19 protein-coding genes and 1 pseudogene are annotated in these 24,893 nt (G+C 58.5%); 11 read left to right on the top strand and 9 right to left on the bottom strand.

The features are described from left to right. Window positions 1-116 precede the first annotated feature (116 nt). The 4 genes from ACFLEY_RS08575 to ACFLEY_RS08560 form a co-directional block, all read right to left on the bottom strand. Complete coding sequence (locus tag ACFLEY_RS08575; RefSeq protein WP_211434411.1) at window positions 117-815, bottom strand: YiiX/YebB-like N1pC/P60 family cysteine hydrolase; 699 nt, start codon at window positions 813-815, stop codon at window positions 117-119. Window positions 816-938: 123 nt separating this feature from the next. Beyond that, window positions 939-1,226: a hypothetical protein gene (locus tag ACFLEY_RS08570; protein WP_210161824.1), complete on the bottom strand. Its 288-nt coding sequence runs from the start codon at window positions 1,224-1,226 to the stop codon at window positions 939-941. Between the two features lie 34 nt (window positions 1,227-1,260). Further along, window positions 1,261-1,965, bottom strand: a complete 705-nt coding sequence (locus ACFLEY_RS08565) for a hypothetical protein (RefSeq protein ID WP_211434409.1) — start codon at window positions 1,963-1,965, stop codon at window positions 1,261-1,263. 577 nt (window positions 1,966-2,542) lie between these two features. Next, entirely contained in the window at window positions 2,543-3,871 is a 1,329-nt protein-coding gene (locus tag ACFLEY_RS08560; protein WP_211434408.1) for a trypsin-like serine protease, read from the bottom strand. A gap of 497 nt (window positions 3,872-4,368) precedes the next feature. Here ACFLEY_RS08560 and ACFLEY_RS08555 point away from each other — a divergent pair, with 497 nt between their 5' ends. Further along, on the top strand, window positions 4,369-4,926 hold the full coding sequence (locus ACFLEY_RS08555; protein ID WP_249163480.1) for a phasin family protein: 558 nt from the start codon (window positions 4,369-4,371) through the stop codon (window positions 4,924-4,926). Between the two features lie 411 nt (window positions 4,927-5,337). On the opposite strand, the gene ACFLEY_RS08550 is transcribed toward ACFLEY_RS08555, so the two are convergent. Further along, window positions 5,338-5,736 carry a hypothetical protein gene (locus ACFLEY_RS08550; protein WP_211434406.1) on the bottom strand — a complete coding sequence of 133 codons (399 nt, stop codon included), beginning with the start codon at window positions 5,734-5,736 and terminating at the stop codon, window positions 5,338-5,340. Window positions 5,737-5,822: 86 nt separating this feature from the next. Between ACFLEY_RS08550 and ACFLEY_RS08545 the strand changes: the two genes are divergently transcribed. The 6 genes from ACFLEY_RS08545 (at window position 5,823) to ACFLEY_RS08520 (ending at window position 11,441) form a co-directional block, all read left to right on the top strand. Next, complete coding sequence (locus ACFLEY_RS08545) at window positions 5,823-6,926, top strand: recombinase family protein (RefSeq protein WP_396604604.1); 1,104 nt, start codon at window positions 5,823-5,825, stop codon at window positions 6,924-6,926. Then, entirely contained in the window at window positions 6,923-7,390 is a 468-nt protein-coding gene (locus tag ACFLEY_RS08540; RefSeq protein ID WP_306421966.1) for a hypothetical protein, read from the top strand. Before ACFLEY_RS08545 ends, ACFLEY_RS08540 begins: the two co-directional genes overlap by 4 nt. Before the next feature lie 187 nt (window positions 7,391-7,577). Beyond that, window positions 7,578-8,921, top strand: a complete 1,344-nt coding sequence (locus tag ACFLEY_RS08535; RefSeq protein WP_060910091.1) for an IS1380-like element ISBdi2 family transposase — start codon at window positions 7,578-7,580, stop codon at window positions 8,919-8,921. Window positions 8,922-9,119: 198 nt separating this feature from the next. Beyond that, window positions 9,120-9,923, top strand: a complete 804-nt coding sequence (locus tag ACFLEY_RS08530; protein WP_396604603.1) for a plasmid partitioning protein RepB C-terminal domain-containing protein — start codon at window positions 9,120-9,122, stop codon at window positions 9,921-9,923. Further along, complete coding sequence (locus ACFLEY_RS08525; protein WP_211434539.1) at window positions 9,920-10,840, top strand: plasmid partitioning protein RepB C-terminal domain-containing protein; 921 nt, start codon at window positions 9,920-9,922, stop codon at window positions 10,838-10,840. The genes ACFLEY_RS08530 and ACFLEY_RS08525 overlap by 4 nt, the downstream gene beginning before the upstream one ends. A 331-nt stretch (window positions 10,841-11,171) precedes the next feature. Continuing rightward, window positions 11,172-11,441, top strand: coding sequence for a hypothetical protein (locus tag ACFLEY_RS08520; protein WP_211434542.1), 270 nt, complete (start codon window positions 11,172-11,174; stop codon window positions 11,439-11,441). Between the two features lie 179 nt (window positions 11,442-11,620). On the opposite strand, the gene ACFLEY_RS08515 is transcribed toward ACFLEY_RS08520, so the two are convergent. Together ACFLEY_RS08515 and ACFLEY_RS08510 are read right to left on the bottom strand one after the other, a co-directional pair. After that, complete coding sequence (locus ACFLEY_RS08515) at window positions 11,621-12,685, bottom strand: ABC transporter permease (RefSeq protein WP_211434540.1); 1,065 nt, start codon at window positions 12,683-12,685, stop codon at window positions 11,621-11,623. 216 nt (window positions 12,686-12,901) lie between these two features. Next, a protein-coding gene (locus ACFLEY_RS08510; protein ID WP_085967151.1) for an IS3-like element ISRj2 family transposase occupies window positions 12,902-14,031 on the bottom strand; the annotation gives its coding sequence in 2 pieces (ribosomal slippage) (window positions 12,902-13,779 and window positions 13,779-14,031; 1,131 coding nt in all). 268 nt (window positions 14,032-14,299) lie between these two features. On the opposite strand from ACFLEY_RS08510, the pseudogene ACFLEY_RS08505 reads away from it, so the two are divergent. From ACFLEY_RS08505 to ACFLEY_RS08490, 4 genes and pseudogenes are all read left to right on the top strand, one after another. Then, window positions 14,300-15,642: pseudogene (locus tag ACFLEY_RS08505) on the top strand (IS1380 family transposase). An 853-nt stretch (window positions 15,643-16,495) separates the two neighbouring features. Then, on the top strand, window positions 16,496-17,839 hold the full coding sequence (locus tag ACFLEY_RS08500) for an IS1380-like element ISBdi2 family transposase (RefSeq protein WP_396604602.1): 1,344 nt from the start codon (window positions 16,496-16,498) through the stop codon (window positions 17,837-17,839). A 272-nt stretch (window positions 17,840-18,111) separates the two neighbouring features. Beyond that, on the top strand, window positions 18,112-18,489 hold the full coding sequence (locus ACFLEY_RS08495; RefSeq protein ID WP_211434593.1) for a hypothetical protein: 378 nt from the start codon (window positions 18,112-18,114) through the stop codon (window positions 18,487-18,489). Between the two features lie 1,995 nt (window positions 18,490-20,484). After that, window positions 20,485-21,828, top strand: coding sequence for an IS1380-like element ISBdi2 family transposase (locus ACFLEY_RS08490; RefSeq protein ID WP_396604601.1), 1,344 nt, complete (start codon window positions 20,485-20,487; stop codon window positions 21,826-21,828). Between the two features lie 151 nt (window positions 21,829-21,979). Here ACFLEY_RS08490 and ACFLEY_RS08485 read toward each other — a convergent pair whose 3' ends face one another. Both ACFLEY_RS08485 and tnpC read right to left on the bottom strand, forming a co-directional pair. Continuing rightward, window positions 21,980-22,384, bottom strand: coding sequence for a hypothetical protein (locus tag ACFLEY_RS08485; protein WP_211434646.1), 405 nt, complete (start codon window positions 22,382-22,384; stop codon window positions 21,980-21,982). A 665-nt stretch (window positions 22,385-23,049) separates the two neighbouring features. Next, the gene (gene tnpC, locus ACFLEY_RS08480) at window positions 23,050-24,594 is read right to left on the bottom strand and encodes an IS66 family transposase (RefSeq protein ID WP_224517700.1); all 1,545 of its coding nucleotides are present in this window, start codon (window positions 24,592-24,594) and stop codon (window positions 23,050-23,052) included. Window positions 24,595-24,893: the final 299 nt, after the last annotated feature.

Genomic DNA, 24,893 nt, shown 5'->3' with positions numbered 1-24,893 from the left:
TCTTCAGTTTGGCGGAGGGAGAGAATCTATAAAAAAACTTGCTCGACTGCTGCGGCTCAGATCCTCTCGCTAGGGGAAGATATCTCTTGAGACGCCTTCTTCTGACGAGAATATGGCTATCGTGTCCCGTACGGCCCGGGATCGATCAAGCGCGTCACGCGGGCGCCGTAGAGAAATTGCTTGGGTGAAAACCAAAAGGCGCGCTTTGGGTTAAGATCGCCATCGACCGCGATGTTGAGCGACCGAAATGCCGACATCCAGGCAAGCTTGGTACAGTAGAATCCCGTATCGTCGTTGAGATTGAAATTCCAGAAGTCGTAGGGTTTCCCAACGTGCTTCCTGGCTTCTCCCGGAATTTTTGCACGATCCGCAGCGGAAAGTTTGGCAAGACGGCCGAGCCATACGACTTCGTCGGCGCGTTCGGTTGTCCAATCTGTGTAGGGTCGTCGGATGACGCCCCTGCCCCAGAGCGCCTCGATAATCCATGGAGCGCCCGCCTCGTCGATGTCAATGATTGCAACGTGACCAACGTAGATGGGACCACTGACTGAGTAAGTCCCGCCTCCGGGCTTGCGGGTGCCGGTGTATCGTTCGCGGAATTCCTCGTAAGTCAGTTTACGCATGCGCTCGGTTTGAGCCGGCGTGAAGTAAGGCGCCGTGTTCGCGACATTGGCGATGAAGCGGTCGCGCTCTTCGTACCATTTGACTTTGTCGGCATCGACTGGACGCGGCGACCCGGCGTCGTACGGCACAAAGACGCCTGGCTTCTTGGGCCAGAGGAAGTCGCCACTCTGAAATTGCTTCGCATCGGGCATCGGAGGCGGACCGGTGACTGCCCTGACCGGCTCTGATCGCGCCAACAACGACAGCGCAAATGCGCCTCCCATCAAGCGAAGATAGTCCCGTCGATCCTGCACCGGATTGCCCCTCACAGCGGGTTAATAACCTTCCTTAGGGTCGTCGATATTTACGTCGGTTGGGATCTCATAGATGTCACCCTTATTCAGTGGAAGATGGGGATTCTTGACGTCATATGTGCTCGCGCCAGTTTGCTGGTTGACGCACCATCCGCGGATTTTAACAGTCGCGACCTTCTGGAACCTGGCTTGCATCAAAAGGCCGTATTTCTTGCAAGCGTCCATCGACGCGAAATCGAGATGTTCTGTGTTGTGAAGGCTCCAGACCTGCTTTCCCGGCGCCGCCGGTGGCGAGACGAAGAACATCATAAAGAGAATGAATCCAGACATTGTACGGCCTGCCCTAGCGAGGAAGGTTGCGGATGGCGTTGATGATGCTTTGCTGGTTTGTCGTATTATCCAGCTTTTCTTGCGCATTCACGCGGCTGATGACAGTGACCCGATCGGGACCATCCTTGAAGTTGCCGCCAACCGGCAGGGTTTGGACGACGAGAGTGCCGCTGCTGGTAGTATCCGGACTGAGGGTTATGAGCAGCGTCTCGTCCATGTCATAGGAGCCGGACAATGCGCCGAAGGCGGCGCCGAATGGGAACGTATAGGTGAAACTCCCGTTGCCGCTGAATTTGACGAATATTTGCGAGCTGTAGGTTGGCGAGTCCAGCTTGGCGAGCGACCCCATAGCCGTATCCTTCGCTTCTACAAGGCGTACGAGCCATTCGCCGATTCCAAGGTGCTCGGTCAGAACATGCGCGCGCGGACTGTCGACCGGACAGATCAGCTGATTCCTGGGATTCGAAATGAGCTCTTTCGAGCTTGTCTTGAAAGTGATGGAGACGTCACGGGTACCTTTGGCATCGACGGCGCCGCCGGGAGCGCCGACCGATCCCAGCGCCCAGTTGTTAAAATATCTAGCCGCTGACAGTGTCGTGCTCTTGCCCGTCGAACCGACGCCGCCATTGATTTCCGAATCCGTCTTTGGCGATAGCTTGATGGCAACGAGCCATTTGTTGGCCTTGAAGGAGGCGTATTGCGGCTCGCTAAGCTTCACGAATGCGTAGCGAAGTTCGCAAGCTGTGTGTTGAAGGATCTCGCGAACCGGAAGGCTAGTGTCGTCGGGCGTGGGCGGAATAATGCTGCATCCGCCTATCCAGACACCGCTAGCGACAACGACCACGTAACTAACTATCCGCATACGGCACCGCCTTGCACAGAACAAAACAACCGATTTTCTGCAATTCCCAACGTTTAATGGCCGACGGCGGCGACCACTTGCGACTCTTGAGGACTTGCGCCAGTAACGCGAACGCTCCAGGTACCCATTGCGGGCGATTGTACGGTGCAGGTCGCAAAGGCGTCCGCCACCGATGAGGTACACGCTGGGCTGTTTGCGTTTGGTGCCGTTAATTCGAGCGTCAGCGATGCGAAGGTTGGCGTTGTGTTGACGCTGACCGTGAGAGAACCGCTTGAGTTGGTAATTGCGAAGGTCCCGCTCGAGTGTTCCGGGGTATTTATGAAAAGATGGTAGGGAGCACCGTAAGCCCGGCCCCCGGGGTTTTTGAAGAACGCGTTTGGATTGGCAGCGAAAGCCGGGTTGGTATTTGATCCGGCGACCGACGTGATCCAAGTTATGTTCTTGAAGACCTCGACATCATAGGACAGGTCCTTTCCTGCCCGGCAGTCGTCGGGCCCCCTGACGTGACGCCGACGAGCTTTAGGGCGCCGTCGATGGTCGCGAATGCCGGCCCGCCGGAATCTCCATGGCAAGTACTTCCAAGAATCTTGTTTTCATTGCGGAGCTTGAAGCTCCAGCAGAAATCTTCGCTAAAGCTGAGATCCTTGCAGGCCGCAGCTTGAATGGTCGCCCACAGTTTGATGCCTTCGGAGCCGTCGACAGGCGGTCCTGGCTGAGGTGCGCCGTTCGCTTTGAGCGGACTATGCACACCAAAGCCGACGATGGTTGCAAATTCCCCGGACTTTAGTGATCTCACCGTATTGAGCGGCGCGGGCATCACATCGGTGATCTCTTTGGTCAGCTTAAGGATCGCGAGGTCCTTTTTGGGGAATGCATAGTCCGGGTTGATAATGATCTGGTCGACGGCGACGACACCGCGATCATGGAAGAAGACTGAGACAAACCGTTTATCGTCGGGCTTCACATCCTCCTGACCGCGCTTGTAGGTCGCTGAGAGACAGGCTTTCGCCGACTTCGCATCGACCTGCTCGCAAAAACAATGCGCCGCCGTGAGCACGGCCGTCGAGGAGATCAGAGTACCTGTGCATAGGGCTGATGAGCCGTATCCATCCCAGGCGTAAGCGATCTCGACAACGGAGGGATAGTCGACGGTGGCGGCCGAGCCGGGACCGACAACGTACGGAGTGAGCGTCGCCGGCTTCAACCCGCCCAGACCTTGGAGATGGGGCGGCAGTGGAAGTGTGCGACCATCCGTGCCGAGCTGAAGAATTTCTTGCACATCTGTCGGGACGATGATCGCGTCGAACCGCTGTTTGGCTTCGGCTGGCGCAAGTGTCTGCAGGTCGGTTTGCGCCTGATGCAGTTTGTTCGAGAAATCCTGGAGCTGCGTCTGGTGATCTTGCAGGAAATCAAGCTTGCGAATGTTTGGTGCCGAATCCAATTGCTGGAAACGCAGCGTATTCTCGATCGTGCGTATGTTCGCAATCGCTCCCCTGCCAGCTATTTGGCTGAAGGCGTTGATATCCATGGTTTGGCTTTTGCCGCCGGCAATCTTGGTACTGGCGGCCTTATTGACGGTCTTGACGGTTTGGAGGTGATTGTCGACGAATGACGATAGATCCTTCAGCCTGCTCGAAGCAGCCCTGAATGGATCAGGAGCTTTCAGCTCGTCAGCCGAGCCGAAACTGGCGCTCCCAACGATAGTTAAACACGCGGCAAAATACGCCGATGCGCACGCGCGCAAGCTGACAAATGTCCCCATCTCCGGTATTCCCCAATTCCGGCGCTCTATTCAACCTATGATGGCACCAAAGAGAACAGCGAGCAAGACAGCAATCGCAAAAAAGAGAAGAGAGATTTCTTTCGCACGCGCCTTCGATCGACTCGCAGGATGATCAGCATGGCCGATTGGGTGGTCTACGGCGAATGTATCCTGACTTCATCGCTACCACCGTACGCGGCATCGAGGAGATCGGCGGATCGGTTCGACGACCCCGAAGGAATCATCTCGACCGCTTTGGCCTCCCCGATGATCTTGGGCAAGCGCTGGGTGCCCATCACCCGGAAAGTTGGAGCGCGTGGAAACCCGGCGGACGAGGCCCCGGCGGCGATGGGCGCGTCGTCAGGCCCGCCGCCGTTCCATTCAGAGTTCCAGTCACCACATCAACGCCACCTAAGGAACAAGGCAGAACCGCGATTCCATCGCAAAATGGCGCAGTATCTTGCGTCTGGCTTGAGTCGGAACAGCGGAGTTCAACAATGTCGACTACACACAAAGACAAACCGCGCAGTAAGCCCCGCCAGCGCAGCCGGAAGGCGGACCAGCGGGGCCAGAAACCTGATCAACAACAGAGTCCGAAGCTCGTCCAGCGAGATGAAGATCGAATCGGCGCAATGGTCGCGTCAACTGACACCCTGACGAACGGCGCAGCTGCGTCGGTGGAGTCCCCCTCAAGCGGGGCACCCGCCCCGGCGGATGTGCCCTTGATCGGCGAAGTCGCACCGGCGGATGCCCCTTCGATCAGCGCGGTCACGCCGGCGGACAACTGTCCAGTCAATATTCAAACTATCGCGAATGCCTACAGGGACTACAGCAACAAGTCGCTCCGGGAGACCGGGTCCTTTGTCGAGAAGCTCATGGTTGTGCGGTCGTTCGATAAGGCGGTTGAGGTTCAGACCGAATTCGCGAGGCAAGCTTATGCAAACTTTGTCGCTGAGTCGCAGAAGATTTGTGAACTCTACGGCGAACTTGCCAAGCAGATCATCTTCAGGCCTTGGGAAGGCTTCGCGGCGAAGGTGACCCAAACCGGGCGCTAGGATCACCGATCCGAGCAGTTTCTGAACGAACCGCACGGGGCGCGGTCAGAGCCGTCGTGCCAACCTCCTTATGTAAAAGACCACCTGCTCGGACGGGTTGATTGCAGTGTCGGTATGATCCCCAGACGCACGACACATTTTGTAAATGTATCTGATGCGCTGCTTCGACCGCGCGCCACCATCTTGTCCAGTGCCATCGGAGAATACGACGATATTCTTCGCCATAGCATAGCTCCGCTATCGCGTCAGTCCGAGGCGTTCGCAGGTTGCCGTGCGGTGCACTGCTCGCACGCAGAGAGCCACCAAGCGCCCTTGTCGATATCAAGGCGCAACCTTTCGGTGAGATCAACAGGAGCCAACTACCGTTCCGGCTAAGCTACCGCTCGACACGTGCCGGCCGACGGACGAAATTCAAAATGTATGAGATCTTGTCGATGAACGGCTTGGCTCGCCGAGGATAGCCGACAACTCGAATACCTTTCGCCTCAGGTCCTCTACCTTAGGGGCTAAGAGCAGATCCTGCCGATCCGCCATCGACAGAATGGCATTTAGCACCTGGTCTGAATGTTGAGCTAAAACCACGAGGTGCCTGCCGCAGGGCGCATATCGTCCTAAGATCCAATTTTTGACCGTGCGCTCATTCGCTCCCGTCCAGCCCGCCACTAATTTTGCACGCGAGTTTCGATCCCTGAGTTCCGACGTCAATGCCGATGCAATTTTCATCGCGAACGCATGATCGTCAACGCTGAAGTCGACACTGCCGTCTCTGCCCTTTTTTGGAAAGGACTTACCCTTTTTTGGAAACGACATTCCACCCTCCTATCCCGTACGATCAGGCGGCAATTCATGAATGCCTTGGGGGAGGCCGACAGAATCGCATTGGAATCGGGTGCTGATTGACAAGGCGCATCAAAAGCATCGGCAAGGGCGAAAATCGAAGAGAAGGTCCTTCTCTAGCCGCTGCCTATGTCCGGATGTCGACAGATCTACAGAAATACTCCACTGAAAATCAACTCAACACGATACGTCGCTATGCCGAGCAACGGGGCTTCACGATCGTGCGTGTTCTTGAAGATTCCGGCCGTAGCGGTTTAAGAATGGACGATCGTGACGGATTGCAATCTCTCATGCTGGAAGTGCAATCCGGCACCGCCGGCTTTCAAGCAATCTTAGTTTACGACGTCAGCCGCTGGGGACGATTTCAGGATGCGGACGAAGGTGCATACCACGAGCACGTTTGCTCTCGGGCAGGGATACGTGTCCATTATTGCGGCGAACAGTTTGATAATGACGGCAGTATCGGTTCGATCCTCCTCAAGAACGTCAAGCGGGTCATGGCTGGTGAATACAGCCGCGAGCTATCGGTCAAGGTTTTTGCTGGCCAATGCCGGCTCATCGAACACGGCTTTCGCCAGGGCGGTCCGGCTGGATTTGGCTTGCGGCGCCTCTTAATTGATGAGCGGCGAAATCCAAAGGGTGAACTCGGCCGCGGCGATCGAAAGAGCCTCCAAACCGACCGCGTCGTCCTTACTCCTGGTCCGCATGACGAAATCGAACGCGTTCACAGCATCTATTCGATGTTCGTCGAAGGTCAGTCGGAGCGCGAAATCGCATTGGTGCTAAATCAGCGGGGCATCATGAGCGACTTTGGTCGCCCATGGACTCGGGCATCAATCCATCAGATTCTGACGAACGAAAAATATATCGGCAACAACATCTTCAATCGCGTCTCTTACAAGTTGAAGCAGCGACGTGTGGTCAATCAGCGCGACACCTGGGTTCGAGCGGATGGTGTCCTTCCCTCGAAAGTCGACCGCGCTCTATTTGAGCGCGCCAGACTCATTATAGACCAACGTCACAATCATTATTCCGATGAGGAATTGCTCGCTCATCTTCAAGCCGTGCTTGCAGAGGAGGGCTCCCTGTCAGGCCTCATTATCGACGAGCGGGACGGTATGCCCTCATCAAGTCTCTACCGGCACCGTTTCGGCAGCCTTTGAGAGCTTACAGCCTTATAGGTTACACGCCCGACCGTGATTACAAGTTCATCGAAATCAACCGGCACATACGCGAGACCTTCCCTGGACTATTAGCCGAAATCGTAGCGGGCCTCGAAAACGCGGGCGGATCTGTCGCCTGCGACCCCATAACTCATCTCCTTCTGGTCAATCAGGAATTTACCGCATCAATCGTACTCGCGCGGTCCTTCGAGACCCAGACTGGTGCGCTTCGATGGCAAATTCGGTTTGACACGGGTCTTGCGCCGGACGTCACGGTTGCCGTTCGCTTGGATCGCTCGAACGAACAGCCTCTCGACTACTACATTCTTCCAAGTATCGACATGAATACCCGTCGGATTCGGATGGCGGAAGACAACGCGCTTTCGCTAGACGCTTATCGATTCGAATCGCTCGACTTTCTCTATTCGATGGCGGCCAAATCGTCATTTCTGGAGGCAGCATGAGTAAATCCAAGTCGAGAGGACCGAAACATGTAACGACCGTCCCGATTGACCAGATTCGCTTTCTAACCTGTCTTATTCGTAAGAGGCGCCCGAGAGGCTGGCGAGCGTGGTGTAAAGCGCTGATACGGCGTAGGATTCGGTTGTGAAGCCAACCCCATCACCTCCAACCGCGAACGCCACGCCCGCCATGACCGACGATACGATTCCGCCCTTCTCGTTTCCAGCCATTCACGCCAAGAAAGTCACAGCTGCCTTCGATGGTGGGCGCCTAACCTCGAACGGGGGCGTGATGCTTCTGGCGATGGCCGAGCGGCGTCTCGGCTTGGCCGACAATCTGGCCCGGGTGTTCCCGGATCGGCGCGATCCGACGCGGGTCGTGCACAGCCTGGTCGATATGTTCCGCGCGCGCATGTTCGCGATCTGCTGCGGCTACGAGGACGCCGACGACCTCGATCATCTGCGGTCCGATCCCGCATTCAAGCTGGCCTGCGGACGGCTGCCGGACACGGGCCGCGATCTGTGTTCCCAACCGACGCTGTCGCGGCTGGAGAATGCTCCGCGCCTGCGCGACGTGATCCGACTGACCTACATTTTGGTCGACGCATGGATGGATAGCTACCCGCGCGAGCCGGCATCCGTCACGCTCGACATCGATGATACCTGCGACGTCGTCCACGGCCATCAGCAGCTCTCGCTGTTCAACGCTCATTATGACGAACGCTGCTTCCTGCCGATCCACGTCTACGACACGGAGAAGAGCCGGCCCGTGGCGGTCGTGCTGCGGCCCGGCAAGACGCCGGGCGGCGTCGAGGTGCGTGCCCTTCTGCGCCGCCTGGTACGGCATATCCGGACGCGGTGGCACAACACGCGAATTACGTTCCGTGGCGACGGGCACTATGCCCGGCCGGAGGCCATGGCGTGGTGCGAGACCAACGGCATCGACTACATCTTCGGTCTGTCCGGCACCAAGCCTCTCGCCAGAAAAGTCGACGAGGTCGCCGACGACATCCGCACTCGACGCGCCATCGAGAACCTGCCGGTTCTGCGTGGCTATACCGAGACGCGCCACAAGGCAAAGTCCTGGGATCGCGAACGGCGCACCGTCGCCCGTATTGAGGCGACGATGCTCGGCCTCGACATCCGTTTCGTCGTCACCAGCCTCGATGTCGGCTCGGCCGAGTGGATCTACGACAGCCTGTATTGCGCGCGCGGCCAAGCCGAGAATCTGATCAAGCTGCATAAGACGCAGCTCGCCTCCGACCGCACCAGCTGCCGTTCGGCGCTCGCCAACCAGGTCCGTCTCGTGCTCCATACGGCCGCTTATTGGCTGATGCTGACCGTGCGCGAGGCCATTCCCAAAGTCCGGGAATTGGCCGCTGCCGAGTTCGCGACGCTGCGTCTTCGGCTCTTGAAGCTCGCCGCCCGTGTGGTCGAGACCTCGAGCCGCATTCGCCTTGCGTTTGCCGCGGCATGTCCCGAAGCCGACCTGATCCGCTGCTTGCCCGGCGCGCTGCTCCCGCTCGGTCCGTAACCGACCGGGCCTGCGCCCGCTCACCCGCCCCACTCCTCCATCGCCTACAAAACAGCTTGATGTAGAACCCGGTGAGAAAGGCCGGACGGTCACCCACGCCAGCCGCCAGCCCCCGTCAGACGTCAAGAACGACCGTGCTCTCGTGAATAGATCGGGCTAAATCCGAGAGTCCGCAATCGTCGCAATTTTCAGGAGATCGTGCAGAGCATCGCCAATGTCGGGCTTAAGCGTCCGGTCACGGTTAGCCCACGAAAGAGCGATGCAGACTCAGCAAGCTATGATCTTGTTTGTGGCCAGGGCCGGGTCGAAGCGTTCATTCAGCTCGGTCAGACAGAGATTCCGGCCATAGTCATCGAGGCCGAGGAAAGCGATTGCTTAGTTATGAGCCTGGTTGAAAATTGTGCCAGGCGGCAGCATCGAGCGATCGACCTGTTGCAGGATATCAGCACGTTGCGCGGCCGCGGCTATAGCGACCGCGAGATTGCACCAAGGATCGGTGTTAGCGTCGAATACATTCATATGATTGGCACCCTATTGGAAAAGGGTGAGGAACGGCTCGTCACGGCTGTCGAAGCAGGTATTCTTCCCCTGAATATGGCGATCGAGATTGCAAAATCGAGCGATGAGGACGTTCAGCAAGCTCTGACGCAGGCGCACACAGAAAAGAAATTACGCGGAAAGAAGCTGGTCGCAGTGCGCAGGATTATCGAGCAACGACGGCGCAGCGGCAAACACATTCATGATAGCCGGTCTGGACGGCGTAGCGCCGCCAAGCGACCAATTACCGGCGAATCAATCATTCGCGTCTATCGCCAAGAGGCGGACCGCCAAAGGCTGCTCGTCAAGAAGGCCGAGGTCACACAAAGCCGATTATTGTTCATCGTCGAGGCTATGCGAGAGCTCCGCGATGATGAGAACTTTGCAAATCTGCTCAAGGCCGAGCGTCTCGACACCATGCCTGCCTTTCTAGAACAGCGGATCGCCGATGGACTAGCGACATGAGCAAACCAGACGATACGAGTGCCTCAAACACGATCATCCAGGCTTTTTGCTCCGATTTCGTGGTGGTGCAAATCGCCTCGATCTTACCGGTCAAGTCGATCGAGAAGACTGCGAAATCTAGTCACAAATACCGCCAGATTGCAGCCTCTATTCGCGAGATTGGACTGGTCGAACCACCCGTCGTCATTCAAGACACAAGAGATCCCGGTTCCTACCTGTTGCTTGACGGCCATTTGCGGATCGAAGTGCTTCGCGACCTTGGGGAGAGTGAGGTTGAATGCCTGGTCTCGACCGATGACGAAGCATTTACTTACAACAAGCGCATTAGCCGCCTGTCTCCGATCCAGGAGCAGCGAATGATCGCCAAAGCGATCGAGCGCAACGTCCCTAAGGATAAGATAGCTCAGGCCCTGGACATCAATGTCCGCAGCATATCGCGTAAAGCGCAGCTGCTTGACGGGATATGCGAGGAGGTCGTCGGCCTATTAAAGGACAGGATGTGCCCCCTGGCTGTCTTCGATGTTCTTCGCAAGATGTGCCCCCTGCGTCAGATCGAGGCCGCCGAACTCCTTATCAATGCCAATAATTTTTCTGTCAGTTATGCGGCAGCCATATTGGCCGGCACTCCCCAGGCCCTGTTGGTCACGCCACAGACGCCTAAACGGTTGAAGGGCATGACGGCCGAAGCTATTGCCCGCATGGAACGCGAACTCTCACGATTGCAGGAAGCGATATCTTCGATCCAAGATTCGTACGGCCAGGATCACCTCCACCTCACGGTCGTAAAGGGCTATCTCCGCAAGCTGATCACCAACGACCGGGTGGCGCGTTACCTCGAGCGGTATCAGCCCGAGCTATTTATCGAGTTTCAGAAGATCGCCGAAATGACGTCGACGCTCCCAAGCGAGGCGGCATAACGAGCGAGGGGACCCGGACCTATAAAGCGCGGGGACCGCAGGAGAAGTCGCACGCTGGGGCGGATCAATTGCGGCGATGGGGATGGCGGCGAACCCGTCTGGAGCCCATCAGGCCGGTCGAGTTTTCACTGGCCGCATTGATGAGGTGGCGTGTCAACGCGCGGCACTGGCGCGCGGTGGCACGCTGCCGCGAGCAGTCCAGGTTGATATCGTCAACGATATTGCAGAGGCCTGGCACTGGCTCCCTCGCGATAGGCATCGCGAATTCATAAACCATCAACTCTGGTCAGCTTTGGTTTACCAGACCCCTTAAGCTTTCTCGTCCGCGAGCATGCAATGGTGGCTGCAGATCGGGGGCAAATCCCGGCAGGGAAGCGTCAGGGTCGGGCTGCATGGCGGCCTGGCCCGCCATCTCGGGAATGCAATGCCTACAAAAACAACGCCACAAAGGCCAAAACGCAAGAAATCAAAAGCGAACTCGTTGCCATCCTCCGCGGCATCGATGCTATCGGTGGCCACGCAAAACCTGATCAATATGGTCGCAGTATCCGCCGTCTCGGGCACGGTTCTGCTCGGGCTTCTGGCCGCCAAGCATTTTTGACGGGCAGCGTTCGCGTATGCGACGTTATGGAATTGCGGGCATCGTCCAGGCCAGGCAGGCCTTGCCCTGAGCTCGGTCGCTGTGGTGGCGCTGCTACAGCAGCAGCTGACAACCCGCAGTTCCTGGCAAGAAGCAACCCTCCTGGCGGCGGCTTTGCAGTGCACCACGGGAGCGCTGCGTCAAACCTGCTTCCTACGATACAAGACCGACGCAAACGCTAGTGTTGTTGCGAGCAACAAGAGCGCTGCCATAATCTGGATGCTGTTGCTGTTGAACGGCGGAACGACCCCGAAAAACATCCAATCAGACAGATTGTCCATCGCATAGCCCAACGGGACAACACGAGACAACCAATACAAAACGCGCTCACTGGCTTGAATCTTGGCAATCATCCCCGACAGAAGGACTAGCAGGATCAAATAGCCGGAAGCAATCAAGTAGATCCTCGACTCGGTCTTAGCCAGCAACGCGCAAGCAATCCCTAATAAAGCTGAGGTGATGAGACCCAGCGATTGAATCAGGGTTATTGTTATGAGCCCCTCCTTCAGATTGAAGCCTTCGGAGAGCGTTGCGAACAACAATAAAGTCAAAAAAGAGACCAGGCCGAAAAATGAAGCGACAGAGATCTTTGCGGTCATAACCGCCGTCCAATTTGAACGAGACGCCGTCAACAGAGACAATAGCATATTGTTGCCCGTATCTCTGATCATGCTGCGGCAAGCAAACACAAATGCAGCGAGAAAGCTTAAGAGCGCGACGGTCTTCGGCACAAACACGCGGGCGTGACGGCCAGGATCCGCGGTAGTTCCAGAAATCTGAACCTTGGTCGGCCATTTGGATTCCGAATCGTCACCCCCCGGGGATTGAAGAGCTTCGTAGGCAATCAACGGCCAGGGCCTTTGCTGACTCAAGGTGGCCCCGAGCACTTGAGCAGTTCGAACGAACCGGCTGTGCTCCAATCCAGACCGTGATCTGATCAGGAACCTCCAACCCTCATCTGTTCGTGCCACTGCGATATCAATATTATCGACAAGGGCTTGAGCCGCGACATCAGAGCCAATAACCTTCCAGGATCCCTCCATATTAATGCCCGACATCTCATGAAACAGTGTCTCTGCAACTCCCAAGGTCGCGAGCCTTTCATTGTCATCTGCAGCCGTCGCGTAGATACCGACGCGAACCCCTTCATCGTCCACCGCCATATGCCCTACGACGTGGATGAGAAATACGCCGAACGCGAGCATACCATCCACAGCACCGGCCTGGTCACGACATCGAAGAATTCGTGGCTAATGAGTCGTATCATCGGTCGCCAGAGCTGGCCCCGGTTGTTTGGACAGCGCCCCGCTGGATTTAAGTGGATTCCTGCCGGGTTATGCTGAACGCGGGGCTTTACGGTTTTGTCGTTGCGTCGGGAGGGCGTAGCCCGACCAGAGCGACGACAAAACCGTCGGCGACGGTCATGCGGCCATCACCATAGCTTGCGTGCCGAAGTAAGCCTCGTCGGGCGTGCGCCCGTCAAGGCTCGAGTGAGGGCGTCCCTGATTGTAGAAGGCCAGATACTTGGCAATTGACGCTCGCGCCTCGGACACGCTGTCGTAGGCGCGGAGATAAACTTCTTCGTATTTGACCGTGCGCCAGAGCCGCTCGACAAACACGTTGTCGCGCCAGGCGCCCTTGCCGTCCATGCTGATGGCGATCTTCGCGTCCAGCAGCACATCGGTGAACTCGAGGCTGGTGAACTGGCTGCCCTGATCCGTGTTGAAAATCTCGGGCCTGCCGTGCTTCGCCAACGCCTCCTGGACCGCTTCGACGCAGAAGGCCGCCTCCATTGTGATCGAGACGCGATGGGCCAGGACCCGTCGGCTGAACACATCGACGACCGCCGCGAGATAGACGAAGCCACGCCGCATCGGAATGTAGGTGATGTCCATTGCCCACGCATGGTCGGGCCGCTCGATCTTCAATCCGCGCAACAGGTACGGGTAGATCTTGTGACCCGGAGCCGGCTTGCTCGTGTTCGGGCGACGATAGACCGCCTCGATCCGCATGCGCTTCATCAGCGTCGCGATGTGGCGGCGACCGGCGTATACGCCCTCCCGCCGCAGCAACGATCGCAGCATACGCGCTCCCGCGAAGGGATAATCGAGATGCAGCTCATCGAGCCGACGCATCAAGGCAAGGTCCTCGGCCGAAACTGGCCGAGGTTCATAGTAGACCGTGCTGCGAGCCAGCTTCAGGACCTTCGCCTGGCGCACGATAGAAAGATCATGATCGCGGTCGATCATCGCTTTGCGCTCAGCAGGCCCGCCTTGGTGAGCGCGCCGGACAAAAAATCGTTTTCCAACGCCAGCTCGCCGATCTTGGCATGTAACGCCTTCAAATCGACCGGCGTCTCGGCCGATGTCTTGTCATGCCCAAACACGCCGGCGGCGCCTTCCAGGAGCTGGTTTTTCCAGATCGTGATCTGGTTCGGATGAACATCAAACAGTTGCGCCAGCTCCGCCAGTGTCTTGTCGCCTTTGACCGCAGCCAAAGCAACCTTCGCCTTGAATGCCGGAGAATGCGTCCGGCGGCTCTTCTTCGTCATCTTCGCTCCTGATTCGCAGCAAGAATCCTCGCCGCTGTCAGGCAGAAAATCCACTCAAGCTACTGTCCGAATTTGCGGGGCCAGCTCTAATTTCGTGGATCTGATCGCGTCGCATTCATAGGGCTTAAGAGCGGGTCCAGTAGTTAGCCCGTCTTATTCGTAAGAGTGCGCCTGAGGGCTGGCGAGCGTGGATGTAAAGCGCTGATGCGGCGTAGGATTCGGTTGCGAAGCCACCCCATCACCTTCAACCGCGAACGCCACGCCCGCCATGACCGATGATGCGATTCTGCCCTTCTCGTTTCCAGCCGTTCACGCCAAGAAAGTCACAGCTGCCTTCGATGGCGGTCGCCTGACCTCGAACGGGGGCGTGATGCTTCTGGCGATGGCCGAGCGGCGTCTCGGCTTGGCCGACAATCTGGCCCGGGTGTTCCCGGATCGGCGCGATCCGACGCGGGTCGTGCACAGCCTTGTCGATATGTTCCGCGCGCGCATGTTCGCGATCTGCTGCGGCTACGAGGACGCCGACGACCTCGATCATCTGCGGTCCGATCCCGCATTCAAGCTGGCCTGCGGACGGCTGCCGGACACGGGCCGCGATCTGTGTTCCCAACCGACGCTGTCGCGGCTGGAGAATGCTCCGCGCCTGCGCGACGTGATCCGACTGACCTACATTTTGGTCGACGCATGGATGGATAGCTACCCGCGCGAGCCGGCATCCGTCACGCTCGACATCGATGATACCTGCGACGTCGTCCACGGCCATCAGCAGCTCTCGCTGTTCAACGCTCATTATGACGAACGCTGCTTCCTGCCGATCCACATCTACGACACGGAGAAGAGCCGGCCCGTGGCGGTCGTGCTGCGGCCCGGCAAGACGCCGGGCGGCGTCGAGGTGCGTGCCCATCTGCGCCGCCTGGTACGGCATATCCGGACGCGGTGGCACAACACGCGAATTACGTTCCGTGGCGACGGGCACTATGCCCGGCCGGAGGCCATGGCGTGGTGCGAGACCAACGGCATCGACTACATCTTCGGTCTGTCCGGTACCAAGCCGCTCGCCAGAAAAGTCGACGAGGTCGCCGACGACATCCGCACGCGACGCGCCATCGAGAACCTGCCGGTTCTGCGTGGCTATACCGAGACGCGCCACAAGGCAAAGTCCTGGGATCGCGAACGGCGCACTGTCGCCCGTATTGAGGCGACGATGCTCGGCCTCGACATCCGCTTCGTCGTCACCAGCCTCGATGTCGGCTCGGCCGAGTGGATCTACGACAGCCTGTATTCGCGCGCGGCCAAGCCGAGAATCTGATCAAGCTGCATAAGACGCAGCTCGCCTCCGATCGCACCAGCTGCCGTTCGGCGCTCGCCAACCAGGTCCGTCTCGTGCTCCATACGGCCGCTTATTGGCTGATGCTGACCGTGCGCGACGCCATTCCCAAAGCCCGGGAATTGGCCGCTGCCGAGTTCGCGACGCTGCGTCTTCGGCTCTTGAAAATCGCCGCCCGTGTCGTCGAGACCACGAGCCGCATTCGCCTTGCGTTTGCCGCGGCATGTCCCGAAGCCGACCTGATCTGCGGCTTGCCCGGCGCGCTGCTGCCGCTCGGTCCTTGACCGGCGGGGCGTCCGCCCCCCGTTCGCCCAACCCATCCCTCAAGCGCGTTGCAAAGTACCGGTCGTCAGGCGGCGAAAAGCCGAAGGCAATCCTGTGCGCCTCGTCAGACAAGATGTGCGGCCGCATCAATCGGGCCCAAAAGCCGCACTCTCACGAATAGGACGGGTTAGCGACCATGCGCCAGATGAGCGGATGGAGCGCGACTGGCCAGCCGCCCGACTAAGCTTTATGAAGGAAACCAACTATTACCCGACTTGAGATCGCGGCGGACAAGCGGAGAGGCCTGCGCTGCCGGGAAACCTCGGTCGACGCGTTCGCAAATCCAATGTTATGGAAGAAATCGATCTGAGCGAGTGTCCTTAGCTGCTAAGAATAGCGCCTTTTTCGATAGCTACTCTCTGGGGGTAGCTACGACCTGGCAAGAGGCGCCGCCGCCACGGACCTTGCTACAAAACTGCTCGGCCTCCTCTGCGGATTTCAAGCCGCCAAGGCCTCCAACATAGGCGCCGCCGCTCTCCCTACGGATTACCAACGACTGATTCTCGAACAGAGATGGATATTTGGCCTTGATGAGGTCTAATGTCTCCGCAGCCTCAGAAAACGTTGCGACCTTAACCAGCTGGGCCATATACGAGAAGTCTCCAACTCTACTTGGGATAGCTAATCGGTGATCTATCGGCCCTTTGGGAACGCTACGCGGAACATTCTCCCGTTCAGCATTCAAACTGCTAGCCCGTCTTATTCGTAAGAGTGCGCCTGAGGGCTGGCGAGCGTGGTGTAAAGCGCTGATGCGGCGTAGGATTCGGTTGCGAAGCCACCCCATCACCTTCAACCGCGAACGCCACGCCCGCCATGACCGATGATACGATTCTGCCCTTCTCGTTTCCAGCCATTCACGCCAAGAAAGTCACAGCTGCCTTCGATGGTGGGCGCCTAACCTCGAACGGGGGCGTGATGCTTCTGGCGATGGCCGAGCGGCGTCTCGGCTTGGCCGACAATCTGGCCCGGGTGTTCCCGGATCGGCGCGATCCGACGCGGGTCGTGCACAGCCTGGTCGATATGTTCCGCGCGCGCATGTTCGCGATCTGCTGCGGCTACGAGGACGCCGACGACCTCGATCATCTGCGGTCCGATCCCGCATTCAAGCTGGCCTGCGGACGGCTGCCGGACACGGGCCGCGATCTGTGTTCCCAACCGACGCTGTCGCGGCTGGAGAATGCTCCGCGCCTGCGCGACGTGATCCGACTGACCTACATTTTGGTCGACGCATGGATGGATAGCTACCCGCGCGAGCCGGCATCCGTCACGCTCGACATCGATGATACCTGCGATGTCGTCCACGGCCATCAGCAGCTCTCGCTGTTCAACGCTCATTATGACGAACGCTGCTTCCTGCCGATCCACGTCTACGACACGGAGAAGAGCCGTCCCGTGGCGGTCGTGCTGAGGCCCGGCAAGACGCCGGGCGGCGTCGAGGTGCGTGCCCTTCTGCGCCGCCTGGTACGGCATATCCGGACGCGGTGGCACAACACGCGAATTACGTTCCGTGGCGACGGGCACTATGCCCGGCCGGAGGCCATGGCGTGGTGCGAGACCAACGGCATCGACTACATCTTCGGTCTGTCCGGCACCAAGCCTCTCGCCAGAAAAGTCGACGAGGTCGCCGACGACATCCGCACCCGACGCGCCATCGAGAACCTGCCGGTTCTGCGTGGCTATACCGAGACGCGCCACAAGGCAAAGTCCTGGGATCGCGAACGGCGCACCGTCGCCCGTATTGAGGCGACGATGCTCGGCCTCGACATCCGTTTCGTCGTCACCAGCCTCGATGTCGGCTCGGCCGAGTGGATCTACGACAGCCTGTATTGCGCGCGCGGCCAAGCAGAGAATCTGATCAAGCTGCATAAGACACAGCTCGCCTCCGACCGCACCAGCTGCCGTTCGGCGCTCGCCAACCAGGTCCGTCTCGTGCTCCATACGGCCGCTTATTGGCTGATGCTGACCGTGCGCGAGGCCATTCCCAAAGCCCGGGAATTGGCCGCTGCCGAGTTCGCGACGCTGCGTCTTCGGCTCTTGAAGCTCGCCGCCCGTGTGGTCGAGACCTCGAGCCGCATTCGCCTTGCGTTTGCCGCGGCATGTCCCGAAGCCGACCTGATCTGCGGCTTGCCCGGCGCGCTGCTGCCGCTCGGTCCTTGACCGGCGGGGCGTCCGCCCCCGTTCGCCCAACCCATCCCTCAAGCGCGTTGCAAAGTACCGGTCGTCAGGCGGCGAAAAGCCGAAGGCAATCCTGTGCGCCTCGTCAGACAAGATGTGCGGCCGCATCAATCGGGCCCAAAAGCCGCACTCTCACGAATAGGACGGGCTAGGGACTATATGCCCGATTTCTGTTGCGAACTTAGTTTCACGCTTGTCGTTCCAGAGCCAACTTTGGCGGCTCGGGCAATCATCATTCTCAATGGAGACAGCAGATGTGGCTTCTCAAGGGGCTTTTATGGCTCGTGCTTGCAACGGTCGGGATTGTCGTCCTAGCCGCGCTTTTTGACGACGAAAGATCAGGTCAATTGGAAGTCAGCATAAACAACAACCCATCATTGCTCGGCATTCCGGTTCCTACCCTCGTTGTCAAGAATGTTGGCAGAGAGACAATCACAATCCTGGATGCGACAATCAATAACCGCCCTGAATGCAAACCCTCTTTATCGCCCCAATCAGCCCGAAACGCGACCGCACCCTTCCCTCTCAAGGTCGGCGAATCCGCGTCCGATAGCCTGAGGTGCGAGACCGTCCGCGTCAAGATCAAGACCAACAAAGGGACATTTGAGTACACGTTCAGCGAACGAAATTGAACGGGAAGAAACCCGCAACAGAACTTTCAGTCGGGCAATTCCGTACTATTAGAGACGCCAGGCATTTCCACGACCACCTCTTTCCGCGATCGGATTGCGTTCGACGCCATGTCGAAGCCGGACGGCGCACCTTTGAACTAATGCACAACTTTATGCACGCGTCTGAAACTTGAATTTTAGATGCGTTACGTCAGATAATCGCTCGAAACTTCGCCTCAACCGACGCTTTGTTGCAAGCAAACGGCTTTTCTGCTTGTCTCGGTGGCATCTCCTAGCCGTCCGTATGTCTTTAGTTCGATGTCGTGCGGAGGAGCTATTTTGGCATCGATCTTCTTGCCGCGCTTTGCCGCAAGTAATTTCGCTGCCCCCGCCGTCCAGCCGCGCACAGGCGATTATGTCGCCTAAACATCGTCCGAACGGTCGATTTCCCCGGTGCCCACGCCTGCAACGACCTGCTTTCGCCCTTCGCTAATTTAGCTTGCTAGCGAAGGAGGCTGTCATGGCACACACAACAAGATCCGAGAAAGCAATCATTGCCCGGATCTGCAAAGTTCGAAGAACGTACGAAAAGACGACGAAGAGCAAGCGCAAATTCGCCAACTATAAGTACCTCAGGTCGGTTCTCAGAGCGCACAACTATTTCGAGGAGAATGGCTTACTGGAGCACCTCGCAGAAATCGCCCCAAGCGTACTGATGACACAGGTACGCTCAGGGCAACATTCGATCCGTACCATTATTGATGCCTCGTGCGACAACGTCGATCAGCGAAAAAGAAGCCGCTGGACTCGCGCGCTCCAATACGCTGTCAATAAAGACGTCTCACCGGCCGACCTGTTGCGTTTCTTCAGAGCTAATAACGGAATCGCAGGCTGCGCGGATCTTGCAAGCAAGATTCAGATAAGATCCGGATTACGCCCATCGAAGCACGGCAATCAGAGCACGCTTATTTCCAAACGATGCACTAGCCTAACGCGGTCATTGCTTCGATGACGGATCATTTGATAGACTCAGAGGAAGGTCAGAAATTACGACCTAGATCGAAACGCGATGGCGCCTTCCCCTTCCAGACGTGGCCAACCAACTTTTGACGAAGCCTCTTCCACCGCGTGTGCTGTAGCTGGGCTTTGGCACCGTTCATTCCGCCGTCAACGAAACGCAGCGCCAAAGTTCTTTTCGGGCAACTCGCTAATTGCGCGAGGCAGAACAAGCAAATCGTCCCATTCGCCGGATCTATTAATAGCCTTTAACGTGTATTGGACCATCGAACCGTGTTCGACTGGCGTTACATGTATGCGCTCTAGCCAGCTGTCGGATCGCACGTATGGCTCGTTATTCAGGTCGCGCTCGGGGTCGAGCAACCCTCTTCCGAAAGGCGACAGGATCAACAGACCATTATAATGAACCCCATCGTTAGCAATCACGAGTCGCCGATTTCGTTTATCCCGCTTGGGGACGGGCAAATCTGGACATCCGAAGAAGCGGGGCATCACACGCCTCGAATTCGTCGAGCGTGGCCTCCTGACCTCGCGTGTAACTAGCCCGTCTTATTCGCGAGAGGGCGCCTGAGAGGCTGGCGAGCGTGGTGTAAAGCGCTGATGCGGCGTAGGATTCGGTTGCGAAGCCACCCCATCACCTTCAACCGCGAACGCCACGCCCGCCATGACCGATGATACGATTTCAGACCACTATCGAGAAGCAAGAATTCAACACAAATAAAACCTCTGCCTCGCGCTCGATCTCTTCATGCTTGATAGTCTCGTTTCGGAGGCTGATCACCTACCGCGTCTAATAGGCCGCTCGCGCCGGTTTCTTTGGACGCGGCACGACCGCGACTCCACGCTTCGGCACAGAAATGATCGGGAGTCACTCAATCTTTCTTCAACTTAACCCGTCTTATTCGTAAGAGTGCGCCTGAGGGGTAAAGCGCTGATGCGGCGTAGGATTCGGTTGCGAAGCCAACCCCATCACCTCCAACCGCGAACGCCACGCCCGCCATGACCGACGATACGATTCCGCCCTTCTCGTTTCCAGCCGTTCACGCCAAGAAAGTCACAGCTGCCTTCGATGGTGGGCGCCTAACCTCGAACGGGGGCGTGATGCTTCTGGCGATGGCCGAGCGGCGTCTCGGTTTGGCCAACAATCTGGCCCGGGTGTTCCCGGATCGGCGCGATCCGACGCGGGTCGTGCACAGCCTGGTCGATATGTTCCGCGCTCGCATGTTCGCGATCTGCTGCGGCTACGAGGACGCCGACGACCTCGATCATCTGAGGTCCGATCCGGCATTCAAACTGGCCTGCGGTCGCCTACCGGACACGGGCCGGGATTTGTGTTCCCAGCCGACGCTGTCGCGGCTGGAGAATGCTCCGCGCCTGCGCGACGTGATCCGGCTGACCTACACTTTGGTCGACGCATGGATGGATAGCTACCCGCGCGAGCCGGCATCCGTCACGCTCGACATCGATGATACCTGCGACGTCGTCCACGGCCATCAGCAGCTCTCGCTGTTCAACGCTCATTATGACGAACGCTGCTTCCTGCCGATCCACGTCTACGACACGGAGAAGAGCCGGCCCGTGGCCGTCGTGCTGCGGCCCGGCAAGACGCCGGGCGGCGTCGAGGTGCGTGCCCATCTGCGCCGCCTGGTACGGCATATCCGGACGCGATGGCACAACACGCAAATTACGTTCCGTGGCGACGGGCACTATGCCCGGCCGGAGGCAATGGCGTGGTGCGAGACCAACGGCATCGACTACATCTTCGGTCTGTCCGGCACCAAGCCTCTCGCCAGAAAAGTCGACGAGGTCGCCGACGACATCCGCACGCGACGCGCCATCGAGAACCTGCCGGTTCTGCGTGGCTATACCGAGACGCGCCACAAGGCAAAGTCCTGGGATCGCGAACGGCGCACTGTCGCCCGTATTGAGGCGACGATGCTCGGCCTCGACATCCGCTTCGTCGTCACCAGCCTCGATGTCGGCTCGGCCGAGTGGATCTACGACAGCCTGTATTGCGCGCGCGGCCAAGCCGAGAATCTGATCAAGCTGCATAAGACGCAGCTCGCCTCCGATCGCACCAGCTGCCGTTCGGCGCTCGCCAACCAGGTCCGTCTCGTGCTCCATACGGCCGCTTATTGGCTGATGCTGACCGTGCGCGACGCCATTCCCAAAGCCCGGGAATTGGCCACTGCCGAGTTCGCGACGCTGCGTCTTCGTCTCTTGAAACTCGCTGCCCGTGTGGTCGAGACCACGAGCCGCATTCGCCTTGCGTTCGCCGCGGCATGTCCCGAAGCCGACCTGATCTGCGGCTTGCCCGGCGCGCTGCTGCCGCTCAGTCCTTGACCGGCGGGGCGTCCGCCCCCCGTTCGCCCAACCTATCCCTCAAGCGCGTTGCAAAGTACGGGTCGTCAGGCGGTGAAAAGCCGAAGGCAATCCTGTGCGCCTCGTCAGACAAGATGTGCGGCCGCATCAATCGGGCCCAAAAGCCGCACTCTCACGAATAGGACGGGCTAGAGTCCCCGTCCTGTGCTGCTCTCCAGAACGGAACGCTCAACGTCGCTCCAGCAACAACAACGGTTAGCGCAGCAAGAGCTGACCGCATCGGACGCGAAAACAACGAGCGTATCCGATAATGTATCGAATCCCATCGCAATACTGTCCATGTTGCCGATCCCAGACCTTCGGTTGATTCTGCCGGGATGTCTCTGCCATGGTCAGCCTTGTATTGATTCAGAATAGGACGCATGCGCCGGTCGAAATCGCGCGCGACCGAATTCTCGTCCCCGGTGAGCTCTTTCACCCTCTCGAGTACTTTGCCGTCTGAGACCGAAAGGAACGCATTGACTGCGTCATCAATGAGATGATCTAGCTGCACCTTCTGATTTCGTTCGGACATCATTCGCCTCTTCCGTCGCTTCGGCCCGATAGGCGCCAAGACCTTGCCCGTCGTTCAATTTTCTTGAGTGTGCTTTCGTATCGAGTTTTGGTGATACCAAGTGGCCGCCACGCATCTTCTCCTGAGTGGCCCTGTAAACGTCTCATCAGCAGATCTTGTGCGAGCTTGTCGTCATCGAAGAGCCGCAAGAACTGTTCAAATAATTCCAAGCTGTTTTCCGAGCTATTCCCTGAAGATTCTCTTATTTGATGAGCCTCAACCTCGGAATCATTCCATTCTTCTTCGACGTAATCCCTCCTGACAGTCCGCCAACTATCCGCGATGCTTTTCATCACACCACAAAGGAAGTGCAGGAAATTTTGCCCTCGCGGGCAAGGTCGCTTTCCTTCCAGAATTCGAGTGGCGGCCTCACTGAGGAGTTCTTCGTAATCATACCTCGATTGATTTCTTCTCGCGTAAACCCTAGCCGCTGTCAGCAATTTGGTCTTTTCGCCTGCCGTAAGCCGAACAATCGCGTCCCTCGCCTCCGATAAAGAGAGGTGAGCGGCTTCCTTTCGTAAGCGACGTTCGCGTCCCATTCGCAAAGGTTTGGCGTGGGGATTGCAGTCTGTTGATCAACGTGTTTGCAAATCGTTGGCGGGGGGTATGGAGGCGGCAACGACGGAGAATTACGAGGTGCGGCCGAACGACCAGGGCAGGAGCTCGTCGATCCGGGACTGCGGGTGACCGGTTGCGATCGCTTTGAGCGTCGCTTTCATCCAGACGTAGGGCTCCACGCTGTTGATTTTGCAGGTGGCGATGAGCGAAGCTATGCGCGCCCATGAACGACCACCTTCGTCGTGACCAGCAAATAAACTATTTTTACGCGTCAGAGTCAGCGGCCTGATTTGATTTTCGACGGGATTGGTGTCCATCTCAACGCAACCATCGTCGAGAAACAAGGTGAGGCCATCCCAATGGTTCAGGAGATAGGCGATCGCCTTGCCCATCTCGCTGCCCGGCGACAGGCGAGCGGCTTGCTCGCGCAGAAACCTCTCGAGTTCAGCGACGAGCGGCCGTGATCGCTCGTTACGGGTCGTTTGCCGAGCCGGGGCGTCGGCGCCACGGATCTCCTTCTCGATCGCATAGAGTGCGGCGATGCGCGCGAGAACGGCTTCGGCGATGGGTGAGCCGGCTTTCGGAGTCGCTGCGATGATCTTGCGCCTTGAGTGGGACCAACATGCGGCCAGCCGCAGCGGCACGCCGCCTTTGCGCTTGGGCCGTGCGAGCCGATGATAGCCCTGGTATCCGTCGACCTGAAGGATGCCGTCGAAGCCCTCGAGGATGCGCTCAGCATGGTCACCACCGCGTCCTGGCGCGTAGTGGTAGACCACGATTGGTGGATCAGCGCCGCCGTGGCCGCGATCGTCGCGCAGGACAGCCCACAGATAGCCGGTCTTCGTTCGGCCCCGGCCCGGATCGAGCACAGGCGCCCTGGTCTCGTCTATGAACAAGCGGCCCGATTGCTTCATCACGACGCTCATGCGCTCGACCAGCGGCGCGAGGTGGAAGGCGACCGTTCCCATCCAGTCTGCCAGAACGGCGCGATCGATGAAGATGCCATGCCGAGCCAGAACCTGCGACTGACGATAGAGTGGCATGTGCTCGCTGAACTTGGCGACCGCCACCTGCGCCAGCAGCGCCTCGGTGGGGATGCCACCCTCCACGAGATGGGCGGGCGCCGGCGCCTGAGCAACACCGGTGCAGCCCTTTGCGCAGGCGTAGCGCGGTCGCACCGTCTCGATCACACGATACTGGGCGGCCATGACATCGAGACGGCGGGAGCGATCCTCGCCGATCTGGACCATCCGGCCGCAGCCGCAGGGACACTCGAGGTTCTCGGGTTCGATCACCTGCTCGATGCGCGGCAGGTGCGCGGGAAAGGCACGGGCAGCGCGCCTGGTCCGGCGGCTGGACGGCGCCGTGCCGGCGCGGCGCGCACGATCGTCCTGGCGTTCCTGGACTTCGGCGATGGCAATCTCGATGTCCTCGAGAACCAGTTGCATCTGATCGGGATTGAACTTCTCCGAGCGTTTACCGAAACGTGCGCGCTCGTACTCCTTCACGAGCAGTTCGAGGCGTTCGACGCTCTCTTTGGACGCAGCCAGTTCACTCTCGACATGAAGGCGCGCCGAGCATTCATCGTCTGCGCGACGACGCTCGGCTTCAATCATCGCTTCCTGCGCGCGGAAGAGCGCGCGCAAATCGGCGGGCAGCGCTGCAAGACGGGCGGGATCAATGGGGGACGGCGGCACATCCGCAAGCTATCATCCCAAAGCCCCGCGCGAAACAGGTTGTCGGGTCTTCTCTATTCGGCCGGATTTAGTCAAGGGCTTGATTGGGTGCCTCCTTGGGTTCGGTACCGCTCGCGGGGCCGTGCTTCTCTTCGGGATCAGCCGTATGGCTCTCCCAACATGGGATCAGTAGAACGAGACGGAACAATCTGACTCGCGTGCTGATCGCAAGGACGCGA

Origin of the sequence: Bradyrhizobium sp. YCK136 (assembly GCF_044570075.1) — a bacterium.
Classification (GTDB): Bacteria; Pseudomonadota; Alphaproteobacteria; order Rhizobiales; family Xanthobacteraceae; genus Bradyrhizobium; species Bradyrhizobium diazoefficiens.
The sequence above is the reverse complement of the archived record's forward strand: the minus strand, read 5'-3'. Positions and strand labels throughout refer to the sequence as shown.

Bases quoted from the DNA above. Each gene is read 5' to 3' on its own strand.
- tnpC (WP_224517700.1), bottom strand. From the start codon at position 24,594: ATGATTGAAGCCGAGCGTCGTCGCGCAGACGATGAATGCTCGGCGCGC.
- ACFLEY_RS08520 (WP_211434542.1), top strand. From the start codon at position 11,172: ATGCAATGGTGGCTGCAGATCGGGGGCAAATCCCGGCAGGGAAGCGTC.
- ACFLEY_RS08535 (WP_060910091.1), top strand. From the start codon at position 7,578: ATGACCGACGATACGATTCCGCCCTTCTCGTTTCCAGCCATTCACGCC.
- ACFLEY_RS08490 (WP_396604601.1), top strand. From the start codon at position 20,485: ATGACCGACGATACGATTCCGCCCTTCTCGTTTCCAGCCGTTCACGCC.
- ACFLEY_RS08485 (WP_211434646.1), bottom strand. From the start codon at position 22,384: ATGATGTCCGAACGAAATCAGAAGGTGCAGCTAGATCATCTCATTGAT.
- ACFLEY_RS08550 (WP_211434406.1), bottom strand. From the start codon at position 5,736: ATGTCGTTTCCAAAAAAGGGTAAGTCCTTTCCAAAAAAGGGCAGAGAC.
- ACFLEY_RS08575 (WP_211434411.1), bottom strand. From the start codon at position 815: ATGCCCGATGCGAAGCAATTTCAGAGTGGCGACTTCCTCTGGCCCAAG.
- ACFLEY_RS08570 (WP_210161824.1), bottom strand. From the start codon at position 1,226: ATGATGTTCTTCGTCTCGCCACCGGCGGCGCCGGGAAAGCAGGTCTGG.
- ACFLEY_RS08495 (WP_211434593.1), top strand. From the start codon at position 18,112: ATGTGGCTTCTCAAGGGGCTTTTATGGCTCGTGCTTGCAACGGTCGGG.
- ACFLEY_RS08525 (WP_211434539.1), top strand. From the start codon at position 9,920: ATGAGCAAACCAGACGATACGAGTGCCTCAAACACGATCATCCAGGCT.
- ACFLEY_RS08500 (WP_396604602.1), top strand. From the start codon at position 16,496: ATGACCGATGATACGATTCTGCCCTTCTCGTTTCCAGCCATTCACGCC.
- ACFLEY_RS08555 (WP_249163480.1), top strand. From the start codon at position 4,369: ATGTCGACTACACACAAAGACAAACCGCGCAGTAAGCCCCGCCAGCGC.
- ACFLEY_RS08515 (WP_211434540.1), bottom strand. From the start codon at position 12,685: ATGCTCGCGTTCGGCGTATTTCTCATCCACGTCGTAGGGCATATGGCG.
- ACFLEY_RS08560 (WP_211434408.1), bottom strand. From the start codon at position 3,871: ATGGGGACATTTGTCAGCTTGCGCGCGTGCGCATCGGCGTATTTTGCC.